The sequence below is a fragment of the Halomonas sp. S3-1-1 genome (genome assembly GCF_023757625.1).
Lineage (GTDB): Bacteria > Pseudomonadota > Gammaproteobacteria > Pseudomonadales > Halomonadaceae > Vreelandella.
Window position 1 is genome coordinate 510,443 of record NZ_JALGBZ010000003.1, and the last position, 26,007, is coordinate 536,449.

Below are 26,007 nucleotides of genomic sequence, written 5' to 3' on the forward strand. Positions count from 1 at the left end.
TATTTAGCGAGCGGTGTAGGCTGTATTTTAAAATACCTTGGTAATAATCAATTTTATATCAGAAGCTTATAAAAATAATAATACTTCAGAATGGATTTTTTTCGCCAAATGGTTTCAAGTGAGATTATTTATAGGCGCTGTTTCGCCTATACTAAGCCCCATTGCAGCGAGCTGGTTTGCATCTCATGGATGGTCAGTGTGATAGGCGCGTTGCTGGTGCCCATATTCCCAGCTATTGTGCTGATTTTTTGTCATCACCACCCCTGATAAACGGTGGCTCTAGGAGAAACACAATGACGATGGATAAAACAGGCGGTGATGCATTACTGGTGTCTTCAGCTAGGGCAGAGTTAGATATAAATCAGTTTTTACCCTACAAAATCAATCGGTTAGCTGACCGAATCAGCCAAGCGTTAGAGAAGCTTTATGCCGAGTCTTATGAACTCAACATTGCCCAGTGGCGCGTGCTGGCTTGGCTCAGCCATTGTGATGATTTAACCGCTAAGAAGGTCTGTACCTACACCAATATGGATAAGGCTCGCGTGTCACGCGCGATTCAGTCGCTGGAAGACCGTGGACTGATAAGCCGCACGCCATCACAGCAAGACCAGCGCTTACATGACTTGCAACTGACAGACGCAGGGCAAGCCCTACTCAATAAGTTAGTGCCCGAAGCTCAGGCGTGGGAAGCCGACCTGATGTCGACCCTGAGTGTTGGTGAGTATCGGGATTTGATCAATATCATGGGCAAACTGGAAAGACAGTTGGAGAGAGTTGGCGGTTCTGTCTGAAAAGTAGGTTCTCATGTATCGCTCAATGCAGGCCAGCTTAACGTAACGGATATTGAGTCAACGTTTTTCCTTTAGCCAGCCAAACAGGCGTTCCACACGTTACGCTGGCGATATTTTGGCCGGTCAAACTGATGAGGAAAACCCGGTTTCGGGCGTCGGTTCATATGACACTGCGGGATGATCGGACGCATGCCGTAACGCGACACAGCCGCACCCTTGTCTTACAAGGTGTAACGACTGCGTTTTCGAGGTCGACCAGAGTGACCTGATAGTCGCACCTTTTCAAGCCGTTCCGTCATATAAATCGAATCGGCGCGCTGGGGCTGACAGAGAAAAGGCGAATGGAAAACCATGGTGATCACACACAATGTGTATCTTCGTGGTCAGTCCGCCGTGACTACGGCCGAGCACATGATCTCCAAGGTCTACCGATTTTCTCTTTGCCAAGACCAAACATTGGTGTGGTTCTGCATACTGGTGGTTATCGTCATCAAGGTCAGTTGATAAAAAACCTCATCGGCATGAATGTGTTCATATTGTGGGCCGTATTGCCGGATGTATCAACCGGCACTATCTTCCGCGGCGTCACTCCTTTCTGGGTAGTGGATGCCCTACGCGCGCTGCTCGTGCTTCTCTTTCCCGCTCTTGTACTTTTCCTGCCGCAGTCGCGGTATTAATGGCGTAGCTTTAATACGGTTCGGTTCTATTGACTATCTTGCTAAACAAACGGGTGACAGAACATACGTCCTGTCACCCGTTTTCTCTCATCAACTGTACTGGGCTGGACCGTTACTGCCGCTTTGCCACCAGCGTTAGGATGTCGTAACTGGCGACTAACTCATCATGTTGATTGGTCACCGCTACGTCCCACATCACCACGCCTTGCGGGTGGCCATCCGGCGATGCCCGTCCTTGGTCAATTTTGCGCTTGCAGGTGAGGCGAGCGCGGATGGTGTCGCCGACCCGCACCGGGGTGATGAAGCGCAGCGTATCCAGGCCGTAGTTCGCCAATACCGGGCCTTCGCCGGGGTAAACGAACAGACCGGCAGCCGCAGAGAGGACAAAGTAGCCGTGGGCAATACGCTCGCCGAACTGGGTCTCTTTGGCGGCAATGTCGTCGAAGTGCATGTAGAAGTGGTCGCCGGAGAGGCAGCCGAAATTGACGATATCGGCTTCGGTGACTGTACGGCGGTGGGTGAGCAGTGACTCGCCCACCTTGAGATCGTCAAAATGGCGGCGGAAGGGGTGGACATCCGTCTCGATCACCTGGGCGCCACGCACATACTCCCGTGTCACTGCCGCGAGCATGGTGGGCGAGCCCTGAAGGGCGGTGCGCTGCAGGTAGTGGTGAACCGCACGAATGCCACCCAGCTCCTCGCCACCGCCTGCGCGACCGGGCCCGCCATGCTTGAGCATCGGTAGTGGCGAGCCGTGACCCGTGGACTCCTTCGATGCCTCGGCGTCCAGAATCTGCAGGCGACCATGCTGGGCGGCCAGGACGGGAATCATCTCGGCCGCAATGGCTGGGTCTTTGGTGGTCAGCGTGGTTACCAGGCTGCCCTTGCCTTTGGCGGCGATGGTCAGGGCTTCGTCGATGCCGTGATAGGGCATGAGCGTCGCGACTGGGCCGAAAGCTTCAATATCGTGAGCACCGCCATCGTTCAGCGGGTGGCGGTTGATCAGTAAGTGGGGAGTAATGAAGGCGCCGTTTTCAACCCCCTGGCCGACCACCTTGGCATGGCTGTCTCTGCCGAAGACGCATTCACTGGTTGCTAGCAGTTGCTCGATTGCCTGGTGAACGTCGCTCAGTTGGTCGCGGGAAGAGAGTGCGCCCATGCGCACGCCCTCTTCATGAGGATCACCGACCACGATGTCGGCAAGCCGCGACTTCAGTGTGTTCGCCAAGGCATCCAGATGCTCGGCGGGCACCAGCACTCGGCGTATAGCGGTACATTTTTGGCCTGCCTTGGCGGTCATCTCCTTGACGACCTCTTTGGCAAATATCTCGAACTCTTCGTCTGCAGGTGTCACGTCCGGTGCCATGATGGCACTGTTCAGCGAGTCTGCCTCGGCATTGAACGGTATGCTCTTGGCCAGCAGGTTAGGGTGCTGTTTGAGCATCAGGGCGGTGCTGGCGGAGCCGGTAAAGGTGACAACATCCTGCTCTTCCAGTTGATCCAGCAAGTCGCCGGCCCCGCCGATGATCAGTTGCAGGGCGCCTTCGGGCAGCAGGCCTGAGTCGTTGATCACGCGCACGGCCGCTTCGGTCAGGTAGCTCGTGGCGGTGGCCGGTTTGAAGATGCAGGGCATGCCTGCCAAAAAGGCGGGCGCGAACTTCTCCAGCATGCCCCAGATGGGGAAGTTGAAGGCATTGATGTGCACCGATACGCCGCGGCGGGGCACCAGAATATGGGTGCCATTGAAGTGGTTCTCTTTACCCAATTGGATGGCCGGGCCTTCATGGGCCACGTTGCCGGAGGGCAGCTCCTTGCGGCCCGTAGAGGCGTAGGTAAACAGGGTGCCGAAACCGCCGTCGATGTCGATCCAGGAGTCGGCCTTGGTGCAGCCGGTGTGGTGAGAGATGGCATAGAGCTCACGCTTACGCTCTTGGATATAGGCGGCCAGCGCCTTGAGAATGGCGGCACGTTGCTGGAAATCCAGTGCCAGCAAATTTTTCACGCCGGTGTCACGGGCATACGACACCGCTTCACGGAAGTCGATCTCTTCTTGGTGAGTATGCGCAACGGTGGTGCCGTTAATGGCGCTAGTCAGTGCCTTGGACTCGGTGTTGCCAAACCACTGGCCTGCGATGTAACTCTGTAAAACTGACATTGAGCGTTCTCCAGCAAAACATAGACTAAGCCGACGCATTCGTCGGCTTGGAAGAGGGTGGGCTAGGGGTTATACCTCGTCATAGTCAAGCACCACCCTGTCGCTGATCGGGTAGCACTGGCAGGAGAGCACGTAGCCTGCGTCTATTTCGTAATCCTCGAGCGCGAAATTGGCATCCATTTCCACCTCACCTTCGATGACTTTCGACTTGCAGGTAGAGCACACGCCCGCCTTGCACGAGAAGGGCAGGTCCGCACCATGCTCGTTACCCGCATCCAGAATGTTCTGGGTGTTACGGGGCAGGTCGTACTCAATCGTACGGCCGTCGATGATCACTGTGATGTGCGAGGTTTCCGCGTTTACCTGAGCTGACTGCGTCGCCTGGCGGCGCTTGGCGCCGGCTGTCGGCAGCCCAGTAGTGAACAGCTCGAAGTGGACTTTTTCCTTTGGCAGGCCATGTTGGGTCAGCACATCACGCACGATCTCGGTCATTTCGTGCGGGCCACAGATAAACGCGGCGTCGAGCTTGGGTACGTCTACCCAGCGGTCAAACAGGGCGTTGCATTTGTCGGCATCGATGCGACCGTTGTAAAGATCGATCTCCTGTTGCTCGCGGCTGAAGACGTAAATGATGTTGAGACGCTCAAGGTAACGGTCTTTAAGATCCTGCAGGCGTTCGCGAAACAGCGTGCCGGTGGTTGAGCGGTTGCCATAGATCACGGTAAAGCGGCTGTTTGGCTCGCTTTCAAGCGTAGTGGAGACGATTGACATGATGGGGGTCACGCCGCTGCCTGCGGTGACCGCCAAATAGTGCCCTTCACGGCTGGGGTCGATTGGCACGAAGAACTTGCCTTGGGGGGGCATCACGTCTAGCTGGTCACCGGGCTGTAAGTGCTGGTTGGCAAAGGTGGAAAAGCTGCCGCCCGGCACCAGCTTGACGGCGACTCTCAGCTCATGTTCGTGAACGCCGGTGCAAATCGAATAAGAGCGACGGATGTCTTCGCCTTCGATGTCGCGGCGCAGCGTCAGGTACTGCCCTTGGGTAAAGCGAAAGGCATCCAGCAGGTCATCGGGAATGTGGAAGGCAATGGAAACGGCATCATGGGTTTCCTTGCGTATATCCTTGACGGTCAGGGCGTGAAATCGGCTCATGGGAAATGGTCTCGTCGTTTTACAGACACTTGAAATAGTCGAAAGGCTCAAGGCAGTCGCGGCAGCGGTAGAGCGCCTTACAAGCCGTAGAGCCGAATTCGCTGACGCGTTCGGTCGCCTTGCTGCCGCACAAGGGGCAGGGAACGACCGGGTCAGAGTGGCCGGTCAGGCTGCGCTTACTCGCACTTCCCACCGGCGGTGCAATGCCGTAAGCGTGCAGTTTTTCGCGCCCGGCTTCGGTCAACCAATCGGTGGTCCAGGCGGGTGATAGGCGGCGCTGAATCAGCGGGTTTGGGTAGCCAGCGGCCACCAGCGCTTCATAAATATGCTGTTCGATAACTTCCGTCGCCGGGCAGCCGGAGTAGGTTGGGGTGACGCTGACCGCTAGCCGGCTGTCAATCCACTGGATATCGCGCACGATACCCAGCTCCACGACGCTGACCACCGGCACTTCTGGGTCGGGCACTTCCTGAAGCACGGCCAGCACGGCGTTGATATCGCCTTCGTCACCGGCGGGCGGCAGGCCGCTACGATCGGTGCCGATCAGGTCGCTGGACGGCCATGCCTGGGTGGATGATGACGGATGATTACCAGACGGTTGCATCGGGATAGGCCCTCGGCAGGTATTGCATTTCCGCCAGCAGGAAGCCCAGGTGCTCGGTATGGTGACCGACTTTTCCGCCGGTATACATCCAGGCATCGTAGGGCGGGCGTTCCAGGGTGGCTTGCTGGAAAACCTCTTCCACGGTGGCTTTCCAACGCGACGCCAAGCGCTCGGGTGACGGCGCGATATCAGCTTCCTGCATGGCCTGGTCGATCTCGTCGGCTTGCAGCATCTCGCCGGTGAATTGCCACAGGTTGTTCACGGCGCGCTGCATGCGGGCGTGGCTCTCCTCGGTGCCGTCGCCAAGACGCATGACCCACTGGGAGGAGCGGCGTAGATGATAGGTCGCTTCCTTGAGCGACTTGGCCGCCACCTCGGCGATGCGCGGGTCGCTCGACTGAGCGAGATCCTCAAGCAAGTGGACGTGCCAGGCGTCGAATAGAAACTGACGGCCTATGATATCGGCGAAGTCGCCGTTGGGCTGTTCGACGAGCAGTAAGTTGCGAAAGTCATGGGCATCGCGCCGAAAGGCGAGGTGATCCGCGTCATGCCCTTCATCTTCGAGTTCGGCGGCGTAGGTGAGCCAGTTGCGCGCTTGGCCAAACAGGTCCAGGCCGACGTTCATCAACGCCAACTCTTCCTCCAGCGTCGGTGCCTTGCCGCATAGCTGTGCGTGGCGTTGCCCGAGTACCAGGGCGTTGTCACCCAGGCGTAGAAGAAAGGTGGTCAGCGGTGTTTGTGTCTTTTGAGCTGCGTTTTGCATCGCTGCCTCCCTCACATGTGGCCGACTTCTTTCGGCAGTTTGTAAAAGGACGCATGCCGATAGACCTTGTCATTGGACGGATCGAACAGCGGCTCTTTCTCGTCGGGAGACGACGCGGTGATATCGCTGGCCGGTACCACCCAGATGCTCACGCCTTCATTACGACGGGTGTAGAGTTCGCGGGCATTTTCGATCGCCATGCTGCGATCAGCGGCGTGGACGCTGCCCACGTGCTTGTGATTAAGACCGTGCTTACTGCGAATAAACACTTCAAAAAGGGGCCAGTCAGCCATGAGGAAAGCCTCTGTGGTCATAGGAGCCTCGTCTTGCGAGGCGCCTGATTGTTTTAAGATGAGGTTTGTTATCGGATGGTGATGGGTAGGGTGGCGACCGTTCAGGCGGCTTGATGCTGACGCTTTTCGGCGTAGGCAACGGCCGCTTCGCGTACCCAGGCACCGTTATCGATCGCGCTGCGGCGCGATTCGATACGCTCACGGTTGCAGGGGCCATTGCCCTTGACCACATCAAAGAACTCTTGCCAGTCAATCTCACCGAACTCGTAGTGGCCGGTTTCCTCGTTGTACTTGAGATCGGGGTCAGGCGCGGTGCAACCCAACAGCTCAAGCTGCGGAACGGTCTGGTCGAGGAAGCGCTGACGCAGTTCATCGTTGCTGTGACGTTTGATTTTCCAGGCCATCGACTGTGCGCTATTGGGCGAGTTGTCGTCGGAAGGCCCAAACATCATCAGTGCCGGCCACCAGAAGCGGTTGATCGAGTCCTGCACCATGGCTTTCTGCTCGTCGGTGCCCTCTTGCATCATGGTGAGCAGAATCTGGTAACCCTGACGCTGGTGGAAGCTCTCTTCCTTACACACGCGAATCATGGCGCGGGCGTAGGGGCCGTAAGAGGTACGCTGGAGTGGCACCTGGTTGACGATGGCCGCGCCATCGACCAGCCAACCGATGGTTCCCATATCGGCCCAGTTGAGGGTCGGGTAGTTGAAGATGCTCGAGTATTTGGCGCGACCATCGTGCAGTTTATCGATCTCATCGTCGCGGTCGGCACCCAGCGTTTCCATGGCGCTGTACAGGTACAGGCCGTGCCCCGCTTCATCCTGAATCTTGGCCATGAGCTGAAGTTTGCGCTTCAGCGTGGGGGCGCGGGTCAACCAGTTGCCCTCCGGCAGCATACCGACGATCTCGGAGTGTGCGTGTTGAGAGATCTGACGGATCAGCGTTTTGCGGTAGGCATCCGGCATCCAGTTTTTGGGTTCGATCTTGATTTCATCATTGATGCGCTCCTGAAAGTGACGCTCCTCAGGGCCCATCTCATCGAGCGTTTTGAGTTGGGTAGAACCGGTTTCAACGAGCTGCGCGTACATAGAGACCTCCGCGGCATCGGTATGTCAGGGTCATGGAGTGCTGCTTATCTTTACTCAAGTATAGTGACACGAAATATTTTATCAATACCTATTATTGTGTGTCACTTTTAGACTTTGTGATTACAGTCTTGGCCAGTAGGCCAGGTGTGGAGAGGGGAAGTGCTTATCGATAAGTGATTCTGAATAGGCTGGGTTTCTTTGCTGGATTGACTATTTAGCAATCAAAAGGCCCTTTCAGGAGTGCCTGAAAGGGCCTGTGGCGTCGCGACGGTCATTGGCTGCGCGGGTGGCTAGTATCGACCGAGGTAGAGCGCTGTCTCAGCGCAGATCCTTGACGCGCCTCGCCTTGCCCATCGAACGCATGACGCTCTCTACAGGGCTCACTTCCACCTGGGTGCTGATGCCAATGTAGGTTTTGATGGCATGCTGTAGCTGTTTAGCGGCTTCTTCACAAGCCACCGGGTCACGGGCGATGTCATGATGACTCGCCTCGACACGCACCAGCACCATGTCCATGTTGCCTTGGCGAGTCACTTCGATCTCATAGTGAGGGGAAAGCGTCCCGATCTTGAGCAGTTGCTCCTCGATTTGGGTGGGAAAGACATTGACGCCGCGGATGATCAACATGTCGTCACTGCGGCCAGTGATCTTGTCGATGCGACGCATGGGGCGTGCGGTGCCGGGTAAAAGGCGCGTCAGGTCGCGGGTACGGTAGCGGATCACCGGAAGACCCTCTTTGGTCAGCGTGGTGAACACCAGCTCGCCATATTCGCCATCGGGGAGCACCTCGCCGCTGACAGGGTCGATAATTTCGGGATAGAAGTGATCTTCCCAGATCGTCGGGCCATCCTTGGTCTCCAGGCACTCCATACCTACCCCTGGCCCCATCACTTCGGAGAGCCCGTAGATATCGAGCGCGTCGATACCGAGCCGCTGTTCAAGCGCCTTGCGCATGCTGTCGGTCCAGGGCTCGGCACCAAAAATGCCGGTACGCAGCGGCAGCGTGCGTGGGTCGATGCCCTGGCGCTCCATCTCGTCGGCGATATTGAGCATGTAAGAGGGGGTGACCATGATGATGTCGGGGGCAAAGTCACGGATCAGTTGAACCTGTTTCTCTGTCTGACCACCCGACATGGGGATCACTGCGCAGCCTAGCCGCTCGGCACCGTAATGCGCGCCCAGGCCGCCGGTAAACAGGCCATAGCCGTAGGCCACGTGGACTTTATCGTGGCGGCTGCCGCCGGCGGCACGGATAGAGCGTGCCACGACGTCGGACCACACATCGATATCTTTTTGCGTATAGGCCACGACGGTGGGTTGTCCGGTGGTGCCACTGGAGGCGTGAATGCGAACGATCTCGCTCATCGGCGTGGCCAGCATGCCAAAGGGGTAGTTATCGCGCAGATCCGCCTTGGTGGTGAACGGCAGTTTGGCGAGATCCTCCAGGGTGTGGATATCGTCGGGATGCACCCCGGCCTTGTCGAAGGCGTGGCGATAGAACGGCACATTCGCGTAGGCGTGGTTCAGGCTCCACTTCAGGCGATCGAGCTGTGCTGCGCGCAGCTGGTCAACGCTGGCGGTCTCTAAGGGGTCAAGAGCGGCGGTGTCGATGGGGGTAACGGGCTGAGTCATCAGAGGTCTCCGATCAAGCAAGTTATTATTGGGCGAATGCCTATATGCGTTGTGGTGGCGGGGTCAATCAGTCGACTCACACGCGCTCGATGATCATGGCGATGCCCTGTCCGACACCGATGCACATCGTGCATAGCGCAAAGCGCCCTTGCCGACGTTCCAGTTCATGCAGCGCGGTCGTCACCAGCCGCGCGCCGCTCATGCCCAGCGGGTGCCCGAGTGCAATGGCGCCGCCATTGGGGTTCACGTGTTCGGCGTCGTCGCTCAAGCCGAGGTCACGCATCACCGCCAGTGCCTGGGCGGCGAAGGCTTCGTTGAGTTCGATCACATCCATCTGGTCCAGGGTCAACCCGGTTTGGGCAAGCACCTTGCGCGTGGCAGGCGCGGGGCCAAAGCCCATGATGCGTGGCTCTACCCCTGCAGTGGCCATGCCTACCACGCGGGCACGCGGCTTGAGGCCAAAGCGTTCGGCCTGCTCGGGGGACGCCAGCAATACGGCGCAGGCGCCATCGTTAACACCCGAGGCATTGCCTGCGGTGACACTGCCGCCTTCACGGAAGGGGGTGGGCAGTTTGGCGAGCTGCTCGGCCGTCGTCGTGGCGCGTGGGTGTTCATCGCTATCGACGATCAGCGCTTCCTGTTTGCGACGGGGGATCTCGACGGGCACTATCTCTTCGCGCAGGCGGCCTGCCTCCATCGCGGCGGCGGTACGCTGCTGACTGCGGAGCGCAAAGGCGTCCTGGTCTTCTCGGCTAATGCCGAACTGTTCGGCGACGTTTTCAGCGGTTTCCGGCATCGAGTCAACGCCGAACTGCGCTTTCAGGGCACGGTTGATGAAGCGCCAGCCAATGGTGGTGTCGAAGGTGTTGGCCTGGCGCGAGAAGGCCTGTTCCGCTTTACCCATGACAAAGGGGGCGCGAGACATGGACTCTACCCCGCCCGCCAGCAGCAGCCCGGCTTCACCGCTTTTTAGGGTGCGGGCAGCGTTGCCGATGGCATCCATGCCCGAGCCGCACAGGCGGTTGATCGTCGTGCCGGGAACCTCGACGGGAAGCCCGGCCAGCAGGGCCGACATGCGCGCCACATTGCGATTGTCCTCCCCCGCCTGATTGGCGCAGCCGTAAAAGATATCGTCAATCAGCGACCAGTCGACGCTTGGGTTGCGCTCCATCAGGGTGCGCATGGGGATCGCCCCGAGGTCGTCGGCTCGCACGCTCGCCAGGGCGCCGCCGTAGCGACCAATGGGGGTGCGAACCGCATCGATAATGAGTGCATCTTTCATGGGGTGTCTCCAGCGTCGGTATCTTCTAGGCGGCGTACGCTGCCGCGAATCTTGTAGGAGCGTCCACGGAACTGGGCAACGGTATCACCGTGCTGATTGCGTACCGTGACATCGTAAAGGCCGGTGCGTCCGCGACGGCTGCGCTCTTCGGCGGTGGCGGTCAGCTCGTCACCCAGTTGGCCTGGGCCGATATAGTCGATGCTGCAGCCCGCCGCCACGGTGGCTTCATCGTAGCTGTTGCAGGCAAAGGCAAAGGCGGAGTCGGCCAGCGCAAACAGAAACCCGCCGTGGCAGTGGCCGTGTCCCTGTACCATGTCCTGACGCACCGTCATGGTGAGTTCGGCGAAGCCGGGGGCGATACGCTTGATACGCATGGCTAGGCCTTGGCTGGCGTGGTCGCGGGCGTACATCGCCTCGGCGCAGGCCTCTGCCAGTGCTTGGGGAGTCAAGGGGGCGTTACTCATAAAAGCGTGCCTCGCTTAGCGCTTTGCGACGCAGCAAGAAGGAGCAGCGATAGCGCTCTTCGCCGTAGCTCTGCTGCAAGTGCGTTAGGGTGCGATGGATAAAGGGCAGGCCCAGCGAGTCCGCCCAGCGTAAAGGCCCCTGGGGGTAGTTGACGCCCGCCTGCATGGCCAGGTCGCCATCCTTGACGCTGCAGACACCCTGCAGTACGGCGTCGGCTGCTTCGTTAGCCAGCATGCTCACGGTACGCAGCACCACCAGGCCTGGCGTGTCGGTGAGCCAGGCGACGTCCATGCCCAGGCGCTGGAAGAGCGTGGTGGCCAACTGGCGGGCCTCGCCGGATGTAGCGTGGCTGGCGGCGAGGGCGATGGCGCTGGCGCTACGGTAATCCAGGCACAGATCGAACAGTACGAGGGCGTCCAGGCCTTCATCGAGCGCGCGCTCGGCGGCGCAGCGGCCGTCGCTGAGTGCCAGTGCCAGATCCCCCAGGTAGAGGCGGGTCGCGCCGTCCGGTTGCAGTGAAGCGCGATACACCACCGCTATGCCGGCATCTTGGGCACGCGCCAGCAGGGGCGCAAAGAGCCCCGCATCGCCCTGTACGACGAGTGGGGGGAGCGGGGCGCTATCGGCGGCCGCAAAGCTAGGTTGGGGGGTGTCAGCGCCCTCACCTGGGTAATCAAAAAAGCCTTGCCCGGTCTTGCGCCCCAGGTGGTTTGCTTCCATTAGCGCATGCTGGACGAGGGAAGGCTCGAAGCGGGTGTCGCCGTAGTAGGCGTCGAACACCGAGCGCGTCACGGCGTAGTTCACGTCATGGCCGATCAAGTCCATCAGCTCGAACGGCCCCATGCGGAAGCCGCCCGCTTGACGCATCAGAGCGTCGAGAGTGGCAGCATCGCTGGCGCCTTCTTGGAGCAGGCGCAGTGCTTCGGCGTAGAAAGGTCGAGCCACCCGGTTAACGATGAAGCCGGGAGTGGAGCGGGCATGCACCGCCACTTTGCCCCAGGCTACGGCGGTATCGTAAAGCGTCTCGGTCGCCTCGGCTGCGGTCGCCAGGCCCGAGACCACTTCTACCAGTTTCATCACCGGGGCGGGGTTGAAAAAGTGCATTCCCGCCACGCGCTCAGGGTGTTCAAGGTTCGCCGCAATCGAGGTAATGGAGAGGGAGGAGGTGTTGCTGGCCAGCAGCGTATCGGGCGAGCAAATCGCTTCAAGCTGAGCAAGCACCTGACGCTTGACCTCCAGGTTTTCGACGATGGCCTCGACAATGAGGCGGGAGTCGCCCAGGGCCTCGAGGGTGTCGGTGGGCTGCAGGCGCGCCATGACGTCATCCACATCGCCTTGGCGCATCTTGCCCTTGGCGACTCGCTTGTCCAGTTGGCGGCGAATGTTGTCGATACCCGCCTTGGCGGCGCCGGGCTGGTTGTCATACAGGCGCACCGCATGGCCTGCCTGGGCGGCCACCTGAGCGATACCGGCGCCCATCGCACCTGCGCCGATCACGCCGATTGCGGCAGACGTGGGAAGTGCAGGCATATCACTCTCCTTTGAAGGTGGGGCGGCGTTTCTCGATAAAGGCGCTGACACCTTCGCGATAATCCTCGGAGCGCCCGGCCAGGCGCTGCAGATCACGCTCAAGGTCGAGCTGTTCGTTAAAGCTGTTATCGCTGCTGGCATGCAGGGCGCGCTTGATGAGGGCCAACCCTCGGGTCGGCTGGGTGGCCAAGTGGCGAGCCATGCGCATGGCCTCCTCTTGCAGCGCCTCATCATCGACGCAGCGCCAGATCATGCCCCACTGCTCGGCGGTTTCGGCGGGCAGCTTGTCGCCCAGCATCGCCAGCCCCTTGGCGCGGGCTATGCCCACCAGCTTGGGTAGAGTCCAGGTGCCACCCGAGTCGGGAATCAGCCCGATTTTGCAGAACGCTTGAACAAAACTTGCCGAGCGGGCGGCCAGCACGATATCGCAGGCCAGCGCGATATTGGCACCGGCCCCAGCAGCCACGCCGTTGACCGCGCAAATGGTCGGGAATGGCATCTCTTTCAGGGCGCGCAGCATGGGGTTATAGCGCTTCTCGAGAGACTCACCGAGGTCGGGTGCTTGCTCTCCGGGCGCGACACTACGGTCGGAGAGGTCCTGGCCCGCACAGAAGCCGCGGCCATTACCCGTCAGTAGTAACGCGCGAACGCTGGCGTCCTGGCGCACGGCCTTGAGCGCCTTGCGCATCTCGGCATGCATCTCGGTATTGAAGCTATTCAGGCTTTCAGGACGGTTGAGTGTCAGACAGGCGACGCCGTCTTCGACGTGATACAGCAGGGGCGCTTGGCTCATGGGGGTATCCTTGTGTCAGTGCCCTTGAAAAGTGGCAGGTCGTTTTTCTTGAAAGGCGCGAATGCCTTCGTCCCGATCAGCGGTGCCCGCCAGCAAGGTGAAGGCGTGGCGCTCGAAGCGCAGCCCCGTGGCCAAGTCGGTATCCATTGCTTTATGTAGCGACTCTTTGGCCAGGCGCACCGCCAACGGTGCTTTGGAAGCAATGCGTGAGGCGATGGCTAGGGCGCGTTCAAGTGTTAATTCAGGCTGGGTAATTTCACTGATCAATCCGGCGTTGAGGGCGCGGCGGGCTGAAATGGGCTCACCGGTCAGCACCATCTGGGTGGCGAGAGACTTGCCCACGGCCCTTAACAGGCGCTGGGTACCACCTGCGCCGGGCATGATCCCAAGGTTGATTTCCGGTTGGCCAAACAGGGCGTTTTCACCGGCAATAAGGATGTCGGCCTGCATGGCCAGCTCGCAACCACCCCCCAGGGCATAGCCATTGACGGCAGCGATGATAGGTTTGCGAAAGCGTGAAATAGTGGCCCAGTGCTGCTGGCGGGGATCCTCCAGCATGCCCACCAAATCGCGCTCGGCCATTTCCTTGATGTCGGCCCCCGCAGCGAAGGCCTGGGTACTGCCGGTCAGTACGACAGCGCGAACATGCTCATCACGATCAGCGTTGCTTAGCGTGTCAGCCAGCTCGCTGAGCAGCTGCGTATTGAGCGCGTTCAGAGACTCTGGACGATCCAGCGTGATGCATAAAATGCCGTCCAGCGGTGTGGTTATTTTTAGGGTAGCGAGCATTTTCACCTCAGTTCGGCCTGTAGCACAGGATGAGTATTCGCCGAGTATAGATTTATTTTGATACGTATCAATATAGATTTTTTGTTTTATTGTATCGCTTGTTGGTTTTTTGGCTTGTTTTTAAATAAAAAACAATTTGTTGAGTGGTTATTTGGTAGGGTGGATAGTGGGCGTTAGACCTTGGTATAAAGGTGCGTTTCTGACGGCATAAAGGTAATGAAATAGCCTGATGGCGCGGTTTTTTCACTGACGCGCGACATTTGTCGTACGCCGCTATATCAGGAAAATTATTTGATGTTTTGTTACGGGAAATATAGTCTCGATAATTAAAATGTATCAAAAATAATTGAGCGCAGGAGTACCCCATGACGTCATCCGCACAGCAGATGTTCGACGCCCATCGCACGACGCTTGAGCAGGCCGTAGAGGCCATCGCCAGTCGTACTTTCTGGACACCCTATCCCGAAAGCATGCGTCACTACCCGGAAGACGCGGTGAAAGCGGCCCCTACCAATCTGAAAGCACTGCTGAACCAGCCGTTTACCTTGACGATACCGGGCAGTACACAGCCGGTAGGAGGGGAGGTCTCCCCTTATGGCTTTGAGCTTGGTATTAGCTATGAACAGCCGAACCCGGACACTCTAATAGCGGCTATGCAGGGCGCCATGCGCGCCTGGCGCGATGCCGGTGCCGCAGCGCGTGTGGGCGTATGCCTGGAGATATTGTCGCGTCTTAACGCCATGAGCCCAGACATGGCCCAAGCCGTCATGCACACAAGTGGGCAAGGACCGCTGATGGCCTTTCAGGCAGGTGGTCCCCACGCCCAAGACCGCGGGCTCGAAGCCGTGGCACACGCCTGGCAGGCCATGGCGCAGATACCGGCGACCACGCAGTGGGTCAAACCCCAAGGCAAGCACGCGCCGATCGTGATGGATAAGCGTTTTCATATCGTGCCCCGAGGCATTTCGTTGGTGGTGGCCTGCTCTACTTTCCCCACTTGGAATACGTATCCTGGCCTGTTTGCCAGCTTGGCGACCGGCAATCCGGTGATTCTCAAGCCGCATCCCGGCGCTATTTTGCCGCTGGCCATGACCACGCGGGTGGCGCAGCAGGTTCTTCAGGAAGCAGGTTTTGATCCCTGTATCGTCAGTCTGATGCCCGATACCGCTGAGGCACCGCTCACCAAGAGGCTGGCGCTTGACCCTGCCGTGAAGCTGATTGACTTCACCGGCTCGAACGCGTTTGGCGACTGGCTCGTCCAAAACGCAGCCCAGGCCCAGGTATTTGCCGAGAAGGCCGGGATCAACTCCATCATCATCGACAGTGTGGATGACCTGAACGCCGTCACGGCGAACCTGGCCTTTTCGCTGAGCCTCTATTCCGGGCAAATGTGCACGACCCCTCAAACGATTTATGTCCCCAAAGGGGGGATTACCACCGCACAGGGGCCGCTTAGTTTCGATGACGTGGCCACGGCGCTTGCCAGCGCGGTTGAGGCGTTCCTTAGTGACAATGACCGCGCTTGCACCGTGTTGGGGGCTGTTCAATCGCTGGAGACCCAGGCGCGTATCGAGGAGTGCCGAGGCTTGGGCGACATCGTGCTGGAGAGTGAGCCGCGCGAGCATCTCCAATTTGCGAAAGCGCGTATTCACACGCCGCTCATCCTCAAAGTAGCGGCAGAGCAGAAGGCGGCCTACAGCGAGGAGCGCTTTGGCCCCATTAGTTTCGTGGTGGCCACCGAAGACACCGGCCACAGCATTGCGCTGGCGCGTGAGGTCATTCAGGAGGAGGGCGCCATTACGTTGGCTGGCTACACCACCGATGAGACGGTGGCCGAGCAGTTGGAGCAGTTGGCGATGGATGTCGCGGCACCGCTCTCGCTCAACCTGGATGGCGACATCTTCGTCAACCAGTCGGCTGCGTTCAGTGACTTTCATGCCACGGGCGGCAATCCGGCCGCCAATGCCTCACTATGTAACCAAGCCTTTGTCGCCAATCGCTTTGTCGTGGTTCAAAGCCGCCGCCACGGCCAGCCCAACGAACGGAGAGTGTGATGCCGTGTTATCGACTTGAAGGGGTGACCCCGGTGGTTCACCCAACCGCGTATGTCCACCCGACTGCGGTGCTCATTGGGGATGTGATCGTTGGCCCCAACTGTTACGTTGGCCCTGGGGCCGTCATGCGCGGCGACTTTGGTCGTCTCGTGTTGGAGGAGGGTTCCAACCTTCAGGATACCTGCGTCATGCACGGTTTCCCTGGCTGCGTCACCAAGGTCGAGAAGGATGGCCATATCGGCCATGGCGCCGTACTGCATGGCTGTGTGATCGGGCGTGATGCCATGGTCGGCATGAACGCCGTGGTCATGGACGGCGCCGTCATTGCCGAGCGCTCTATCGTGGCAGCCGCCGCTTTCGTCAAGGCGGGCTTCGAGTGCGAGCCCCAGTCGCTGGTCATAGGAGCACCCGCCAAGGTCAAGCGCGCGCTGAGTGATGACGAGTTCGCCTGGAAGCAGCAGGGCACCCAAGAGTATCAGCGATTAGTGACTCGTTGCCGTGACAGCCTGGAACCTTGTGAACCGCTGACAGAACTCGATGCCGACCGGCCCACCCTGCTGGCTGGTGATGCTCATCAAACCAAGCAGCAGACGCTGGATCAGTCGTCATAGCCATAAGGTGGGGCATATCGATGACGACTGATTAAGCTAGCTCGTTAGGCGCTTAGTTCAGCCCACCGAAGCGCTGGTAGAAGCTAGGGCCGGGAGCCGGTAGGGGGCCCTCTGCAGTTTCCAGATGTAGATCCAGCCAGCGTTCTGCACGTTCATGGAGCAAACGGTAAAGGTTTCGGCAGAGCTGATGGGCGTAGCGCCCTTCCCATGCCGTGGGGAGTAGTTCCTCAGGCAGGAGTGGGTCGCGTAATTGAATCTTGCGATACTCGTGAATAAGTAAAGTGCGGGCAATGAAGCACTCTTCTTGACCCAAATGGTTTTCAGTGTTGAGCGCGCTCCAAAGAGGGCGGAACTTAACCAGAAAACGTTGGTAGAGCCCGGCTAAGTCGTCGAGATTCCAGCTTTCTCTGACCTGGAGGCGTAGCGGTTTGCTGGTCATGGGCTCCATGACCTGAGTTTGCATAACGATTGTATCTTCAGCTGCATCCAGTTCTTGCAAAGCCGCCATGGCCTCTGCGCATGGCAATGTAGGGTGAGCCAGCACACCCTGTGCAAAAGTACCAAACCCCAGCCATTCGAGCTCGTCACGGATCTGTTGGCGCCGGTCTGGGGGGAGTTGAGTCAGCAATGCCAATGTCCACTGTCCTGACCAAGCTGGCTGGGTACCGTGATAGACACGCTTGAAAGCTTGTTCAAAACGACGCCGACCAGGTCCACTCAACCGATAGTAGCTACGCCGACCGACCTTCTCTCCCCGTAGCCAGGTTTCATTAGTCAGCCGGTAAATCGATGTACGCACCAGCCGCTCATTGATACCTATGGGCTCCACCAGTTTCGAAAGACTACCAAGCCAAACAGTGCCGCCCCGCGGAACGATTGAGTCGCCATAAACCGTAATAATCAGTGAGCCGGCGCGGATTGGTCGCCGCTTTTGAAAGTCATCAATAAGCGTAGTGACGCAGTCTGTAGCTGACGACATGATAAAGGTTGTTACCCTGTGGAGTGTTAAATGGTCGCAAAACGACAGGAAATACAGCTTTTAAAGAAGATTATCGTATCACGTCTTGTTGCGGTTTGGTTCGAGTCTATATACATGAATACTCAACGCGTGAGGCGTAAACTGCGTATCAGCGATTGCGCGTTATAATACTGGGCTTTTTTATAGCCACTTCCTCAATCCACTCGACTAATCGCCGCCCGATCCGGGTCTACGTACCAAACGAGCCCCAGCCGCGAGTTACGCTCGAGCTCCGCGATGACTTGGGCGCCGAGCAGCAGGATAATGGCGCCGACCTCGAGGCTAAGCAGCACGATGATCAGCGCGGCGAGCGAACCGTAGATGGCGTTGACGAAGGATAGATGCGCGAAGTAGTAGACCAGCAAAAGCCGGACCCCTTCCCACAAGAGCGCGGCGACGAAGCCGCCGATGATCGCGCGTTTGAGCGCGATCTTGACCACCGGCAGTACCTTGTAGATGGCGCTGAAGAGCAGAAACACCCCAAGGAAGCTGATCAGGTTGAGCACCGGCCCGGAGAGGCCGGCCAGCGGCAGTTGCTGGGCGAAGAGCGCCAGGGCCAGTGTGTTGAGCGAGCTGATGAGCGTGACGACCAGGGTAAGCGCCATGAGCCCGGCGCCGAGTACCAGCATGAACGCGTAAGGCAGCAGCACCGATACCCAGAGGCGTCGCTGTGGGGTTTCCGAGGTGTGAAAGATGAGCGCTAACGCATCTTCGAGCATGCGAAAGGCAAAGGAGCTCAATAGCAGCAGAATCGGAAAGCTGAGGATGCTGATGACATCGCGCGAATCCAGAAGCCCGCGCACCGCGTCCATCACCACCTCGGCGTGAGCCGGGGCAAGGTGGCGTGCCTGGACCGAGAGCACGTTGAGCAGGTGCTGCTCGTCCACTACGCGGGTCAGCATCACGCCCAGCAGGGCAAATAGCGGCACGATGGAAAGCAGAATGTTGTAGCCCACGCCGCCGGCCAGCAGGATGCCGCGGTTGTGCAGAAAGTGCATGAGCACCCGCCAGGCGAATGCCGCAAGCCTTGGGAGCAGGAGCAGAACACTCTCGAGCAGTGTGCGATGTCGAGCCATAACGAGCCACGCTCCTTGTGCCCCAAACGGGAGAGAAGATGCCGAGACGCCGTGCCAGTAAGCAAGAGGCGAACGCGTGCTCCCATCTTACCCGTTTGACGGGGTTGAGCGTTAAAACATTGGTGTGCAAGACGAGCGGGTGGGGCTCAATCGGGCGTGGCTCAAGTAAGGGGGCCGTACTGACGGTGGTGCATCATGATCCGATCGGCATCGTGAGAAGGCGCTGGAAACTCTCAGGCGACATGGGGCGGGCCAGGTAGAAGCCTTGGGCCTGGTCGCAGGTCAGCTCCGTCAGCCGGCCCAACTGCTCGGCGGTTTCGATCCCTTCCGCCGTCACGGTCAAGGAGAGGGCGTGGCCCATACTGATGATGGCATCTACGATCGCTTGGCTGCTCTGCGACTGATCCAGCCCCATGATGAAGCTACGATCGATCTTGATGCCGTCGAAGGGGTAGCGGCGCAGGTAGCTCAGCGAGGAGTAGCCGGTGCCGAAATCGTCCATCGACAGCCGTACCCCAAGCGCTTTGAGCTCGATCATGGTGGTCAGCGCTGACGCTGCGTCCTCGAGCATGACGTTTTCAGTGATCTCGAGCTCCAGTCGATGCGCCGCGATGCCGGTCTCCTGGAGTACGCGATCGATACGCTCGACCAGATCCGGTCGTTGAAACTCCACGGCGGAGAGATTTACCGATACGATCAGCGCCTCGTCCCAAGTCAGGGCGTTTTGACAGGCCTCGCGCAGCACCCAGTCGCTGAGCTCGACGATGAGCCCGGTCTCTTCGGCCAAAGGAATGAAGTAGGCGGGGCTCAGCAGCTCGCGGGTCGGGTGCTCCCAGCGCACCAGCGCCTCGGCGCCCAGTACCGCCTGCGACAGGGCGTCGTAACGCGGCTGAAAAACGAGGCGAAACTCGCCCCGGCAAAGCGCTTGGCGCATGTCGATTTCCATCTGCCGGCGTTCCATGAGGCGCTCAGTCATCGTCGGCTCAAAAAAGCAGAAACGGTTACGGCCGCCGGCCTTGGCCTCGTAAAGCGCAATGTCAGCAAAACGTAAAAGCTCCTCGGCGCTCGAGCCATGCTCCGGGGCGGCGACAACGCCGATACTGGTGCCTATGTTGACCTCGCTGTCGCCGAGGCTAATCGATTGGTTGATCTGCTCGATCAGGCGCTGACACAGACGCTCGGCGTGCTCCTTCGTATGGCAATCGGGGGCCACGATGACGAACTCGTCGCCCCCCTGACGTGCGATGAAGTCATTTTCACGAGTGCAGCGGCGGATAGCGCGGGCTACCTCCTTGAGCACGGTATCGCCGGCAGCGTGGCCGAACGTGTCGTTGACCGGTTTGAAGCGGTCAAGGTCCAAGGCAAACAGGAACATCGGCTGGCTGGCGCTTGCACTAATACCAGGGCAATGATCGAGATGGTGATGCAGGTAGTGGCGGTTCGCCAGTCCAGTCAGCGCATCGTGATGGCTGATGTGCTCGATGTGGGCTCTGGCCTCGGTTTCTGAGGTGATGTCGCATACGGTACCTTGATAGCCCTGAAGACGCTGCGCCTCGCGCACTTCACAGGCGAAGAGTTGACAGTGGCGCCGCTGGCCCCTGCTGTCGCGCATGTCACAGTCCATCGGCTTGCGTCCCGGCGTGTCGGCGTGTTTCGCCGCAAAGGCCAGTTTGGCGGGATCATGGCCGAGCAGGTCGCTCAAGGGGCGGCCAATCCAATCGCGGCACGTAAGGCCAGTGAGTTGCGCAAAGCGTTCGGAGAGATAGGTCAGCGTCTGATGGGCGTCGGTTTCCCAGATCCAGTCCGATGAGGCCTCGGAGATGTTCTTGAACCGCTGCTCGCTAATGCGCAGTTCGTGCTGCGCGCGCTCGATTTTTTCGCTCGCCTGCTGAACGCGTCGACGCAGGTGCACGATCAGTAGCGTCACCAAAACGCCCAGCAGCAACAGCATCGGCAAAAATCGAACCAGAATCGAGCGGCCCATCGCGTCGCTTTTCCATTGAAAGGTGACGCCTTCGCCGATACCCCGTTGAAGCATCAGCGAGGGAGAAGGCGCCCGGGTAGTTACGCCCGGCACAGCCGTTAGATCGCGCAGGTTGAAGTCCTGCGCGATCTTCAAAAGCTCGGCCTCGGTCAATAGGTCAACGAACACCAGATAGGAGAGCTGATCGAACTGCTGGTAAGAGCTTTCCGGGCGGATGACGGCGGCGTAGGTGATGGCGGGAACGCCGTTGACTGACAAATAGGCGAAGGCAATATCATCTTCTAAAGAGGCCGTTCGAGCGCGGTTAAGAAGCGTCGGTAGATCGCCCGCGATCCAGTCGCGGGCGGCGATATCGCTTTGCTCGCTGCCGACAACGGCGTAGCGCGTCGCGCCCGTCGGGCTCAGAATGAAGACGCCTTCCAGCCCGTAAGTCTCAAAAAGTGACGGGCCGATGTTGTCGCGATCGAAGGTCCAATCCGTATCGACGGTGCCTCGCGTATGGCGATAAGCGTCGAGCCAGAACGCGTAGTCTGCCAAGGCCGTTCCAGTTTTATCCTCGCGACTCTCGAGCGCTCTTGCCGCATAGGCTTCGCTTTGGCGCACCTGATGGGCATCCAGGGAGAGTGCCAAATAAACAATCGTGGCGCCCGCCACCAAAAATAGCGCACAGATGACACCAATGAACGCCCGCGAGGCGCCCCGAGTGGTGACGGCGTAGTGCTCGCCATCCTTAAAAGGTGTCGATGCGGTTTTGGTCATTAAGCGCTCGGTAAGCTGACAGAAAAACGAAACATGCCTGTCTTTCTAAATCGACCTGAGACCGATGATCTTTAATCGTGATGGGGCATCAGAGCCCCGGGTTTTGGCGTACGGGGAATGACAAAGGCGGTGTCGTACTATGTGAACGAAATATGAACGTCCGCATCACGCTCGAGTAAGGTAGCGCGGCGTAGAGTGATCACCACTGGATGAGGTAGCCCTGCATCACAAGGCATCTTGTACAGCGGAGCATTATTTCATTGAAAAGGACGATCACCATGAAAAAGATATCAATCGCCGTCGCTATTACCGCCGCCGCCACGCTGGGTCTTGGCCAAATGGCCATGGCCGACCAGAATGACTACCAGGAAGCGCTCGACCAGGCCGCGTTTGCTGACATGATCGAGCAAGCCGCCAACGCCGGTGTTGCCTCGTTTCGTGAGCTACAGATCGACGATGAGCGCGGCACGATGGAGTTTGAAGTCGAAGGCTGGGATGCCGACGGCCAGGCGTATGAACTGACGCTCAACGGCGAAAGCGGCGAGGTCATTCACGAAATGACTAGCGATACACAGGTCGCACCCTGGGGGCTGGACGCGCAGCAGCTTAACAGCCTGCTCGATCGCGCAAGCCAGGACGGTTTCGACCGCTTCGAAGATATCGACCTGGACGAAGACGGCTCGGTCGAAGTCAGCGGCTTCGACGGCGACCAGCGCGAAATGGAGCGCAGCTACGGCCTTGATGAGTTCAACGGCGGCCAGTAAACGCCGAACGTAAACAATAGCGCTGCTTTACGATAGCGCTCTCACCGCCCCGTCGGCTCGATGCCGGCGGGGCGGTGGCGCTTCAAGGCGGTGCGTTCAAGCGTCGAGCGGGACGAGGCGTACTTCGCGAATATCGACGGTTTCCCATACCCGGCCCAACGTGTAGGGATCCTGGTCGATCCACTCGTTAAGCGCCAAGCGGCTCTCGAAAGCGACGTGTATCGTAGAGCCGATCATTTGCCCTTCATCATCCAGAATCGCGCCGCCGCTTAAAAAGCATCCTTGTGCGATCAGTTTTTTCACCCCAGCTAAATGCGCCTCACGATTCGCCATTCGGCGTGAAAGGGCGTCTTCATCGGTAAAGTCGTAGGCCGTGATGACATACTGCATGACGCTTTTCCTCGTTGGATGACTCGTTTGAGTGGGCTGCCATGATAAACAAGGTAGCCGCTTGCCGGAGAAAATTGCGCCATGCCGAGGAGTCGGCATGGCGCGATCGCGTGGGCGCAACGCCCGTTTACCTTACTTGGGTGCCTAGAACTCGGTGCGCAGCGTCAGCGTCGCGCTTCCAGGGCTTCCGTAGATGGCGCCGGCGTAGAAGCCGTAGCGCTCGTAGTAGTGCTTGTCGAAGAGGTTGTCGACGTTGAGCGTCACGTTGGTGGCATCGCTGATATCGTAGCGCGCCATGGCGTTGAAGGTGGCGTAGCCGTGCCAGTTGGCGGGCGTGGAGCCAGTGCTGACGCCGTTGGTTGGCTGGCCGGCCGGGCTGGAAATGGCGCTGATGTTGCTTTGGGCGTACATGCCGCCGCCGAAGGTCCAGCGGTTGAGAAGCCCTGTCGGCGCGTAGGTGGTAGAGAGCTTGAACAGGTGCTTGGGGTCGCTGCGCCCGTCGGAGTCGATGCGGCGAAAGTGCAGGTAGGTATAGCCACCGTAGACGTTCCAGTTCGGGGTGATGGCGCCGGCGATTTCGAGATCCACCCCGTCGGTTTCGTTGCCGGTGCCCGTGCGGTAGGCCTGGTTGCCGTCCGGCGTCAGATTGGCGCCGTCGAGCACCGCGCTGTTCTCTTGGCGGGTGCGAAAGTAGGCCGCCGAGGCGTTGAGCCGGCCGCCGAACCACTCGCCCTTCACGCCCGCTTCATAGCTGTCGCCTTCGATCGGCTCGACCGTGTCGCCGCTGACGGTCTGACGGGGCTGCGGGGTGAAAATGTTGGTGTAGCTGGCGTAAAGAGAGTGGTGGTCATCGACATCGAACACGACGCCCGCGTAGGGCGTGAACACGCCGGTTTCGCGCTGGCTGCTGGTGCCGCCGGAGGTCGTTTCGTTTTCGGTCTTGTAGTAACTGGTTCGTCCGCCCAGGATCAGCGAGAGCGGCTCGGCGAGACTCAGGCGCGTGGCGGCGTAGAGCCCGCGAAGCTCGGTATCGGTCGTGCTGACGCGGCCGGTGCGGGCGCCGTTTAGGCCAATGTCCGCATCGACGCCGTTTCGCCAGTCGGTGATCGGCAGGCCGTTGGTGGCGCGGTACATGCAGCCTTCGGAAAACGCGGATTGAGTGGCGCTCGACATCGTGCAGTTCTGTTCAAAGCTTCTCGAGCGCGTGTGGCTCTCGCTGTAGCCGACCGCCAGGTCGTGGCGTCGCCCGGCCAGCTCATAAGCGCCGTCGAGCTCTATCTGAGCGGAGCGCTGGCGCGTTTCGTTGTCGCTTCGCAGGCCGTTGAGTACGGCGCCGCCGCCATCCTCTTCCCAGTAGCCGATATAGGTGCCGCGCGGCCCGCGGTTCACCTTGGCCAGCCCCAGGTTGTTGAAGGCGTCGGTATCGCTCTGGGCGGCCTGTATTTCCAGCGTCCAGTCGTCGTTGAAGCGGTGGGTCAGCGAGGCGAACACGGTATCGGTTTCGCGCTCGGCAAAGCTCCACTCCGGGGTCAGATTAGTGCTGCGTGGAAGCTCGGCCGTCCGGCCGCTGGCGAACCAGATCGGCACGTTGGCGCCCCAGCCGGCGCCGAAGGTCTTGTCGTACTCGTACTGATAGCCCACGCCCAGCGTGGTCGACTCGGCCACGTCCGCCTCGAAGCTCGCCAGCGCCCCGCGCGCACGGTAGGACTCGTTGTCACGAAAGGCGTCGCCTTCGCCCTGGGTGACCACGAAGCGCGAGCGCACGCTACCGTCTTCGGTCAGCGGCAGGTTGAGGTCGGCACTGCCGCGAAGGTTGTCCCAGCGCCCGTAGGAGGCGTAGGCGCTGCCGCCGAACTCGCGCCCCGGGCGTTTACGAATCAAATCGACCGTGGCCGAGGGGTCGCCGGTACCGCCCAGCAGGCCGTTGGCGCCGCGCACGATGTCCAAACGCTCGTAAAGGTCCAGGTTGAGGACGCTGCCCGCGCCGCTAAAGCCGGTATCGCCGGGGAACTGCAGGCCGTCGACCTTCCAGTTGCTGATGTCGTAGCCCCGCGCTCGGTAGGAGGCGCGCCCGCCCACTTCAGTTTTGTTGAGCGCGATGCCCGGCGTCAGCGCCAGTGCGTCTTCAAGCGTCACCGCCTGGCGGTCGTCGAGCTGCTGCCGGGTAACGCTGGTGACCGACTGCGGCGTCTCGCGCGGCGAAAGGTCCAGACCGGTCGAGCTCGAAGTGTCCTCCACGGTATAGCTTCGCGCCGGGTCGCCCTGGTAGGTGCCTTCGACCTGAATGGTGTCCATCTCGATGGTTTGACGGGCCTGGGCGTTGTCAAAAGGCGCTTGGGCCAGAACGGTGCCGTTTACAAAAGCGCAGCTCCAGGCCATGCCCACGGCGAGCGCAAGCGGCGTTTTGGACCATTCAGCGGCGCCTTTGAACACCTGAGGAGCACGTTGCATTATGATATCCCTTGAAAATAATAATGATTAGTATTTACCGAAGTGAGCGCCGCGATTATATTGGCTCAATTGAATGAGCAAGTATTGATATACGGGGCGTATGTAATGAATTGTTGGGTAAAGGCGCTGCCGGGCAAGGCCGATGACGGCGAGCACAAAGAGGATAGGGCCGGTAAAGGCCGGCAAAAGGAGAGCGAGCTCGTACTGGTGGTCGACAATGATGCCGAACAGGCCGAACGAGTCTGTGCCTATTTGAGCGGGAGAGGGGTTCGCACTCGCCGCGCCGCTAACGCAGCGCAAATGTGGGCCCAGCTTGATGAAGAGGTCGACCTGGTGGTGCTGGAGCACTTGCTGCCCGGCGAGGATGGGCTGAGCCTGTGCCGCGCGCTGCGCGGACAAAACCGCCTGCCGGTGATCATGGTCGGCGCGCACGATTCCGCCTCCGAGCGCATCATTGGCCTCGAGATCGGTGCGGACGATTATCTCTGCAAGCCTTTCGACCTGCGCGAGCTGTTAGCGCGGATCCGCGCCGTTCGCCGCCGCGTCGCGCTGAGCGAGCCACCCACGCCGAAAAGCGAGCGCCACTTCGCCGGCTGGCGGCTCGATTTGCGCCTGCGCCGGCTCTACTCGCCCAAGGGCGGCGCGATCGATCTGACCCGCTCGGACTTCAGGGTTCTGGAGGCGCTGAGCGAAACCCCTAATCGAATCGTCAGCCGCGACGAGCTGAGCCGCCGCGCACTCGGCCGCGATTATCAAGTGAACGATCGCTCGGTGGATGTCTGTATCAGCCGGTTGCGCCACTACCTGGAAGACAACGCCCGCCGCCCCCGCCTGATCCGTACGATGCGCAACGAAGGTTACGTGTTGGAGTGGGTAATGGCGTAGT

At 59.6% G+C, this 26,007-nt stretch carries 23 protein-coding genes; 6 read left to right on the forward strand and 17 right to left on the reverse strand.

The features are described 5' to 3' along the window. Positions 1-293: 293 nt before the first annotated feature. Together MQW23_RS11720 and MQW23_RS19570 are read left to right on the forward strand one after the other, a co-directional pair. Complete coding sequence (locus MQW23_RS11720; RefSeq protein WP_252108273.1) at positions 294-791, forward strand: MarR family winged helix-turn-helix transcriptional regulator; 498 nt, start codon at positions 294-296, stop codon at positions 789-791. Between the two features lie 341 nt (positions 792-1,132). After that, positions 1,133-1,468: a hypothetical protein gene (locus MQW23_RS19570; RefSeq protein ID WP_442908595.1), complete on the forward strand. Its 336-nt coding sequence runs from the start codon at positions 1,133-1,135 to the stop codon at positions 1,466-1,468. 112 nt (positions 1,469-1,580) lie between these two features. On the opposite strand, the gene paaZ is transcribed toward MQW23_RS19570, so the two are convergent. From paaZ to paaF, 12 genes are all read right to left on the reverse strand, one after another. Further along, complete coding sequence (gene paaZ, locus MQW23_RS11730; protein ID WP_252108274.1) at positions 1,581-3,623, reverse strand: phenylacetic acid degradation bifunctional protein PaaZ; 2,043 nt, start codon at positions 3,621-3,623, stop codon at positions 1,581-1,583. 69 nt (positions 3,624-3,692) lie between these two features. After that, positions 3,693-4,775 carry a 1,2-phenylacetyl-CoA epoxidase subunit PaaE gene (gene paaE / locus MQW23_RS11735; RefSeq protein WP_252108275.1) on the reverse strand — a complete coding sequence of 361 codons (1,083 nt, stop codon included), beginning with the start codon at positions 4,773-4,775 and terminating at the stop codon, positions 3,693-3,695. A 19-nt stretch (positions 4,776-4,794) separates the two neighbouring features. Continuing rightward, a complete protein-coding gene (paaD, locus tag MQW23_RS11740; protein ID WP_252108276.1) occupies positions 4,795-5,379 on the reverse strand; it encodes a 1,2-phenylacetyl-CoA epoxidase subunit PaaD in 585 nt (194 codons plus the stop codon). Further along, a complete protein-coding gene (paaC, locus tag MQW23_RS11745; RefSeq protein WP_252108277.1) occupies positions 5,363-6,142 on the reverse strand; it encodes a 1,2-phenylacetyl-CoA epoxidase subunit PaaC in 780 nt (259 codons plus the stop codon). Before paaC ends, paaD begins: the two co-directional genes overlap by 17 nt. Before the next feature lie 11 nt (positions 6,143-6,153). Beyond that, complete coding sequence (paaB, locus tag MQW23_RS11750) at positions 6,154-6,435, reverse strand: 1,2-phenylacetyl-CoA epoxidase subunit PaaB (RefSeq protein ID WP_252108505.1); 282 nt, start codon at positions 6,433-6,435, stop codon at positions 6,154-6,156. A 101-nt stretch (positions 6,436-6,536) separates the two neighbouring features. Beyond that, a complete protein-coding gene (gene paaA, locus MQW23_RS11755; protein ID WP_252108278.1) occupies positions 6,537-7,523 on the reverse strand; it encodes a 1,2-phenylacetyl-CoA epoxidase subunit PaaA in 987 nt (328 codons plus the stop codon). A gap of 318 nt (positions 7,524-7,841) precedes the next feature. Next, positions 7,842-9,155, reverse strand: coding sequence for a phenylacetate--CoA ligase PaaK (gene paaK, locus MQW23_RS11760; protein WP_252108279.1), 1,314 nt, complete (start codon positions 9,153-9,155; stop codon positions 7,842-7,844). Positions 9,156-9,231: 76 nt separating this feature from the next. After that, entirely contained in the window at positions 9,232-10,437 is a 1,206-nt protein-coding gene (pcaF, locus tag MQW23_RS11765; protein ID WP_252108280.1) for a 3-oxoadipyl-CoA thiolase, read from the reverse strand. Next, the gene (gene paaI, locus MQW23_RS11770) at positions 10,434-10,901 is read right to left on the reverse strand and encodes a hydroxyphenylacetyl-CoA thioesterase PaaI (RefSeq protein WP_252108281.1); all 468 of its coding nucleotides are present in this window, start codon (positions 10,899-10,901) and stop codon (positions 10,434-10,436) included. Before paaI ends, pcaF begins: the two co-directional genes overlap by 4 nt. After that, entirely contained in the window at positions 10,894-12,432 is a 1,539-nt protein-coding gene (gene paaH / locus MQW23_RS11775) for a 3-hydroxyacyl-CoA dehydrogenase PaaH (RefSeq protein WP_252108282.1), read from the reverse strand. The genes paaI and paaH overlap by 8 nt, the downstream gene beginning before the upstream one ends. 1 nt (position 12,433) lies before the next feature. Beyond that, a complete protein-coding gene (gene paaG / locus MQW23_RS11780; protein WP_252108283.1) occupies positions 12,434-13,225 on the reverse strand; it encodes a 2-(1,2-epoxy-1,2-dihydrophenyl)acetyl-CoA isomerase PaaG in 792 nt (263 codons plus the stop codon). A gap of 15 nt (positions 13,226-13,240) precedes the next feature. Further along, positions 13,241-14,014, reverse strand: a complete 774-nt coding sequence (gene paaF / locus MQW23_RS11785; RefSeq protein ID WP_252108284.1) for a 2,3-dehydroadipyl-CoA hydratase PaaF — start codon at positions 14,012-14,014, stop codon at positions 13,241-13,243. Positions 14,015-14,379: 365 nt separating this feature from the next. Here paaF and paaN point away from each other — a divergent pair, with 365 nt between their 5' ends. Next, positions 14,380-16,068 carry a phenylacetic acid degradation protein PaaN gene (paaN, locus tag MQW23_RS11790; RefSeq protein WP_252108285.1) on the forward strand — a complete coding sequence of 563 codons (1,689 nt, stop codon included), beginning with the start codon at positions 14,380-14,382 and terminating at the stop codon, positions 16,066-16,068. Beyond that, a complete protein-coding gene (gene paaY, locus MQW23_RS11795) occupies positions 16,068-16,679 on the forward strand; it encodes a phenylacetic acid degradation protein PaaY (RefSeq protein ID WP_252108286.1) in 612 nt (203 codons plus the stop codon). The genes paaN and paaY overlap by 1 nt, the downstream gene beginning before the upstream one ends. A gap of 52 nt (positions 16,680-16,731) precedes the next feature. Here the strand turns inward: paaY and paaX are convergent, their stop codons facing one another. The 3 genes from paaX to MQW23_RS11810 form a co-directional block, all read right to left on the reverse strand. Continuing rightward, positions 16,732-17,658, reverse strand: a complete 927-nt coding sequence (paaX, locus tag MQW23_RS11800) for a phenylacetic acid degradation operon negative regulatory protein PaaX (protein WP_252108287.1) — start codon at positions 17,656-17,658, stop codon at positions 16,732-16,734. Positions 17,659-17,852: 194 nt separating this feature from the next. Continuing rightward, positions 17,853-18,773 carry a YihY/virulence factor BrkB family protein gene (locus MQW23_RS11805; RefSeq protein ID WP_252108288.1) on the reverse strand — a complete coding sequence of 307 codons (921 nt, stop codon included), beginning with the start codon at positions 18,771-18,773 and terminating at the stop codon, positions 17,853-17,855. A gap of 193 nt (positions 18,774-18,966) precedes the next feature. Beyond that, positions 18,967-21,516: a bifunctional diguanylate cyclase/phosphodiesterase gene (locus MQW23_RS11810; RefSeq protein ID WP_252108289.1), complete on the reverse strand. Its 2,550-nt coding sequence runs from the start codon at positions 21,514-21,516 to the stop codon at positions 18,967-18,969. Positions 21,517-21,794: 278 nt separating this feature from the next. On the opposite strand from MQW23_RS11810, the gene MQW23_RS11815 reads away from it, so the two are divergent. Beyond that, a complete protein-coding gene (locus MQW23_RS11815; RefSeq protein ID WP_252108290.1) occupies positions 21,795-22,280 on the forward strand; it encodes a PepSY domain-containing protein in 486 nt (161 codons plus the stop codon). A gap of 96 nt (positions 22,281-22,376) precedes the next feature. On the opposite strand, the gene MQW23_RS11820 is transcribed toward MQW23_RS11815, so the two are convergent. Both MQW23_RS11820 and MQW23_RS11825 read right to left on the reverse strand, forming a co-directional pair. Then, the gene (locus MQW23_RS11820) at positions 22,377-22,670 is read right to left on the reverse strand and encodes a YciI family protein (RefSeq protein WP_252108291.1); all 294 of its coding nucleotides are present in this window, start codon (positions 22,668-22,670) and stop codon (positions 22,377-22,379) included. A 144-nt stretch (positions 22,671-22,814) separates the two neighbouring features. Beyond that, positions 22,815-25,121, reverse strand: a complete 2,307-nt coding sequence (locus tag MQW23_RS11825; RefSeq protein WP_252108292.1) for a TonB-dependent siderophore receptor — start codon at positions 25,119-25,121, stop codon at positions 22,815-22,817. Positions 25,122-25,226: 105 nt separating this feature from the next. Between MQW23_RS11825 and MQW23_RS11830 the strand changes: the two genes are divergently transcribed. Next, entirely contained in the window at positions 25,227-26,006 is a 780-nt protein-coding gene (locus MQW23_RS11830) for a winged helix-turn-helix domain-containing protein (RefSeq protein ID WP_252108293.1), read from the forward strand. Position 26,007 lies beyond the last annotated feature (1 nt).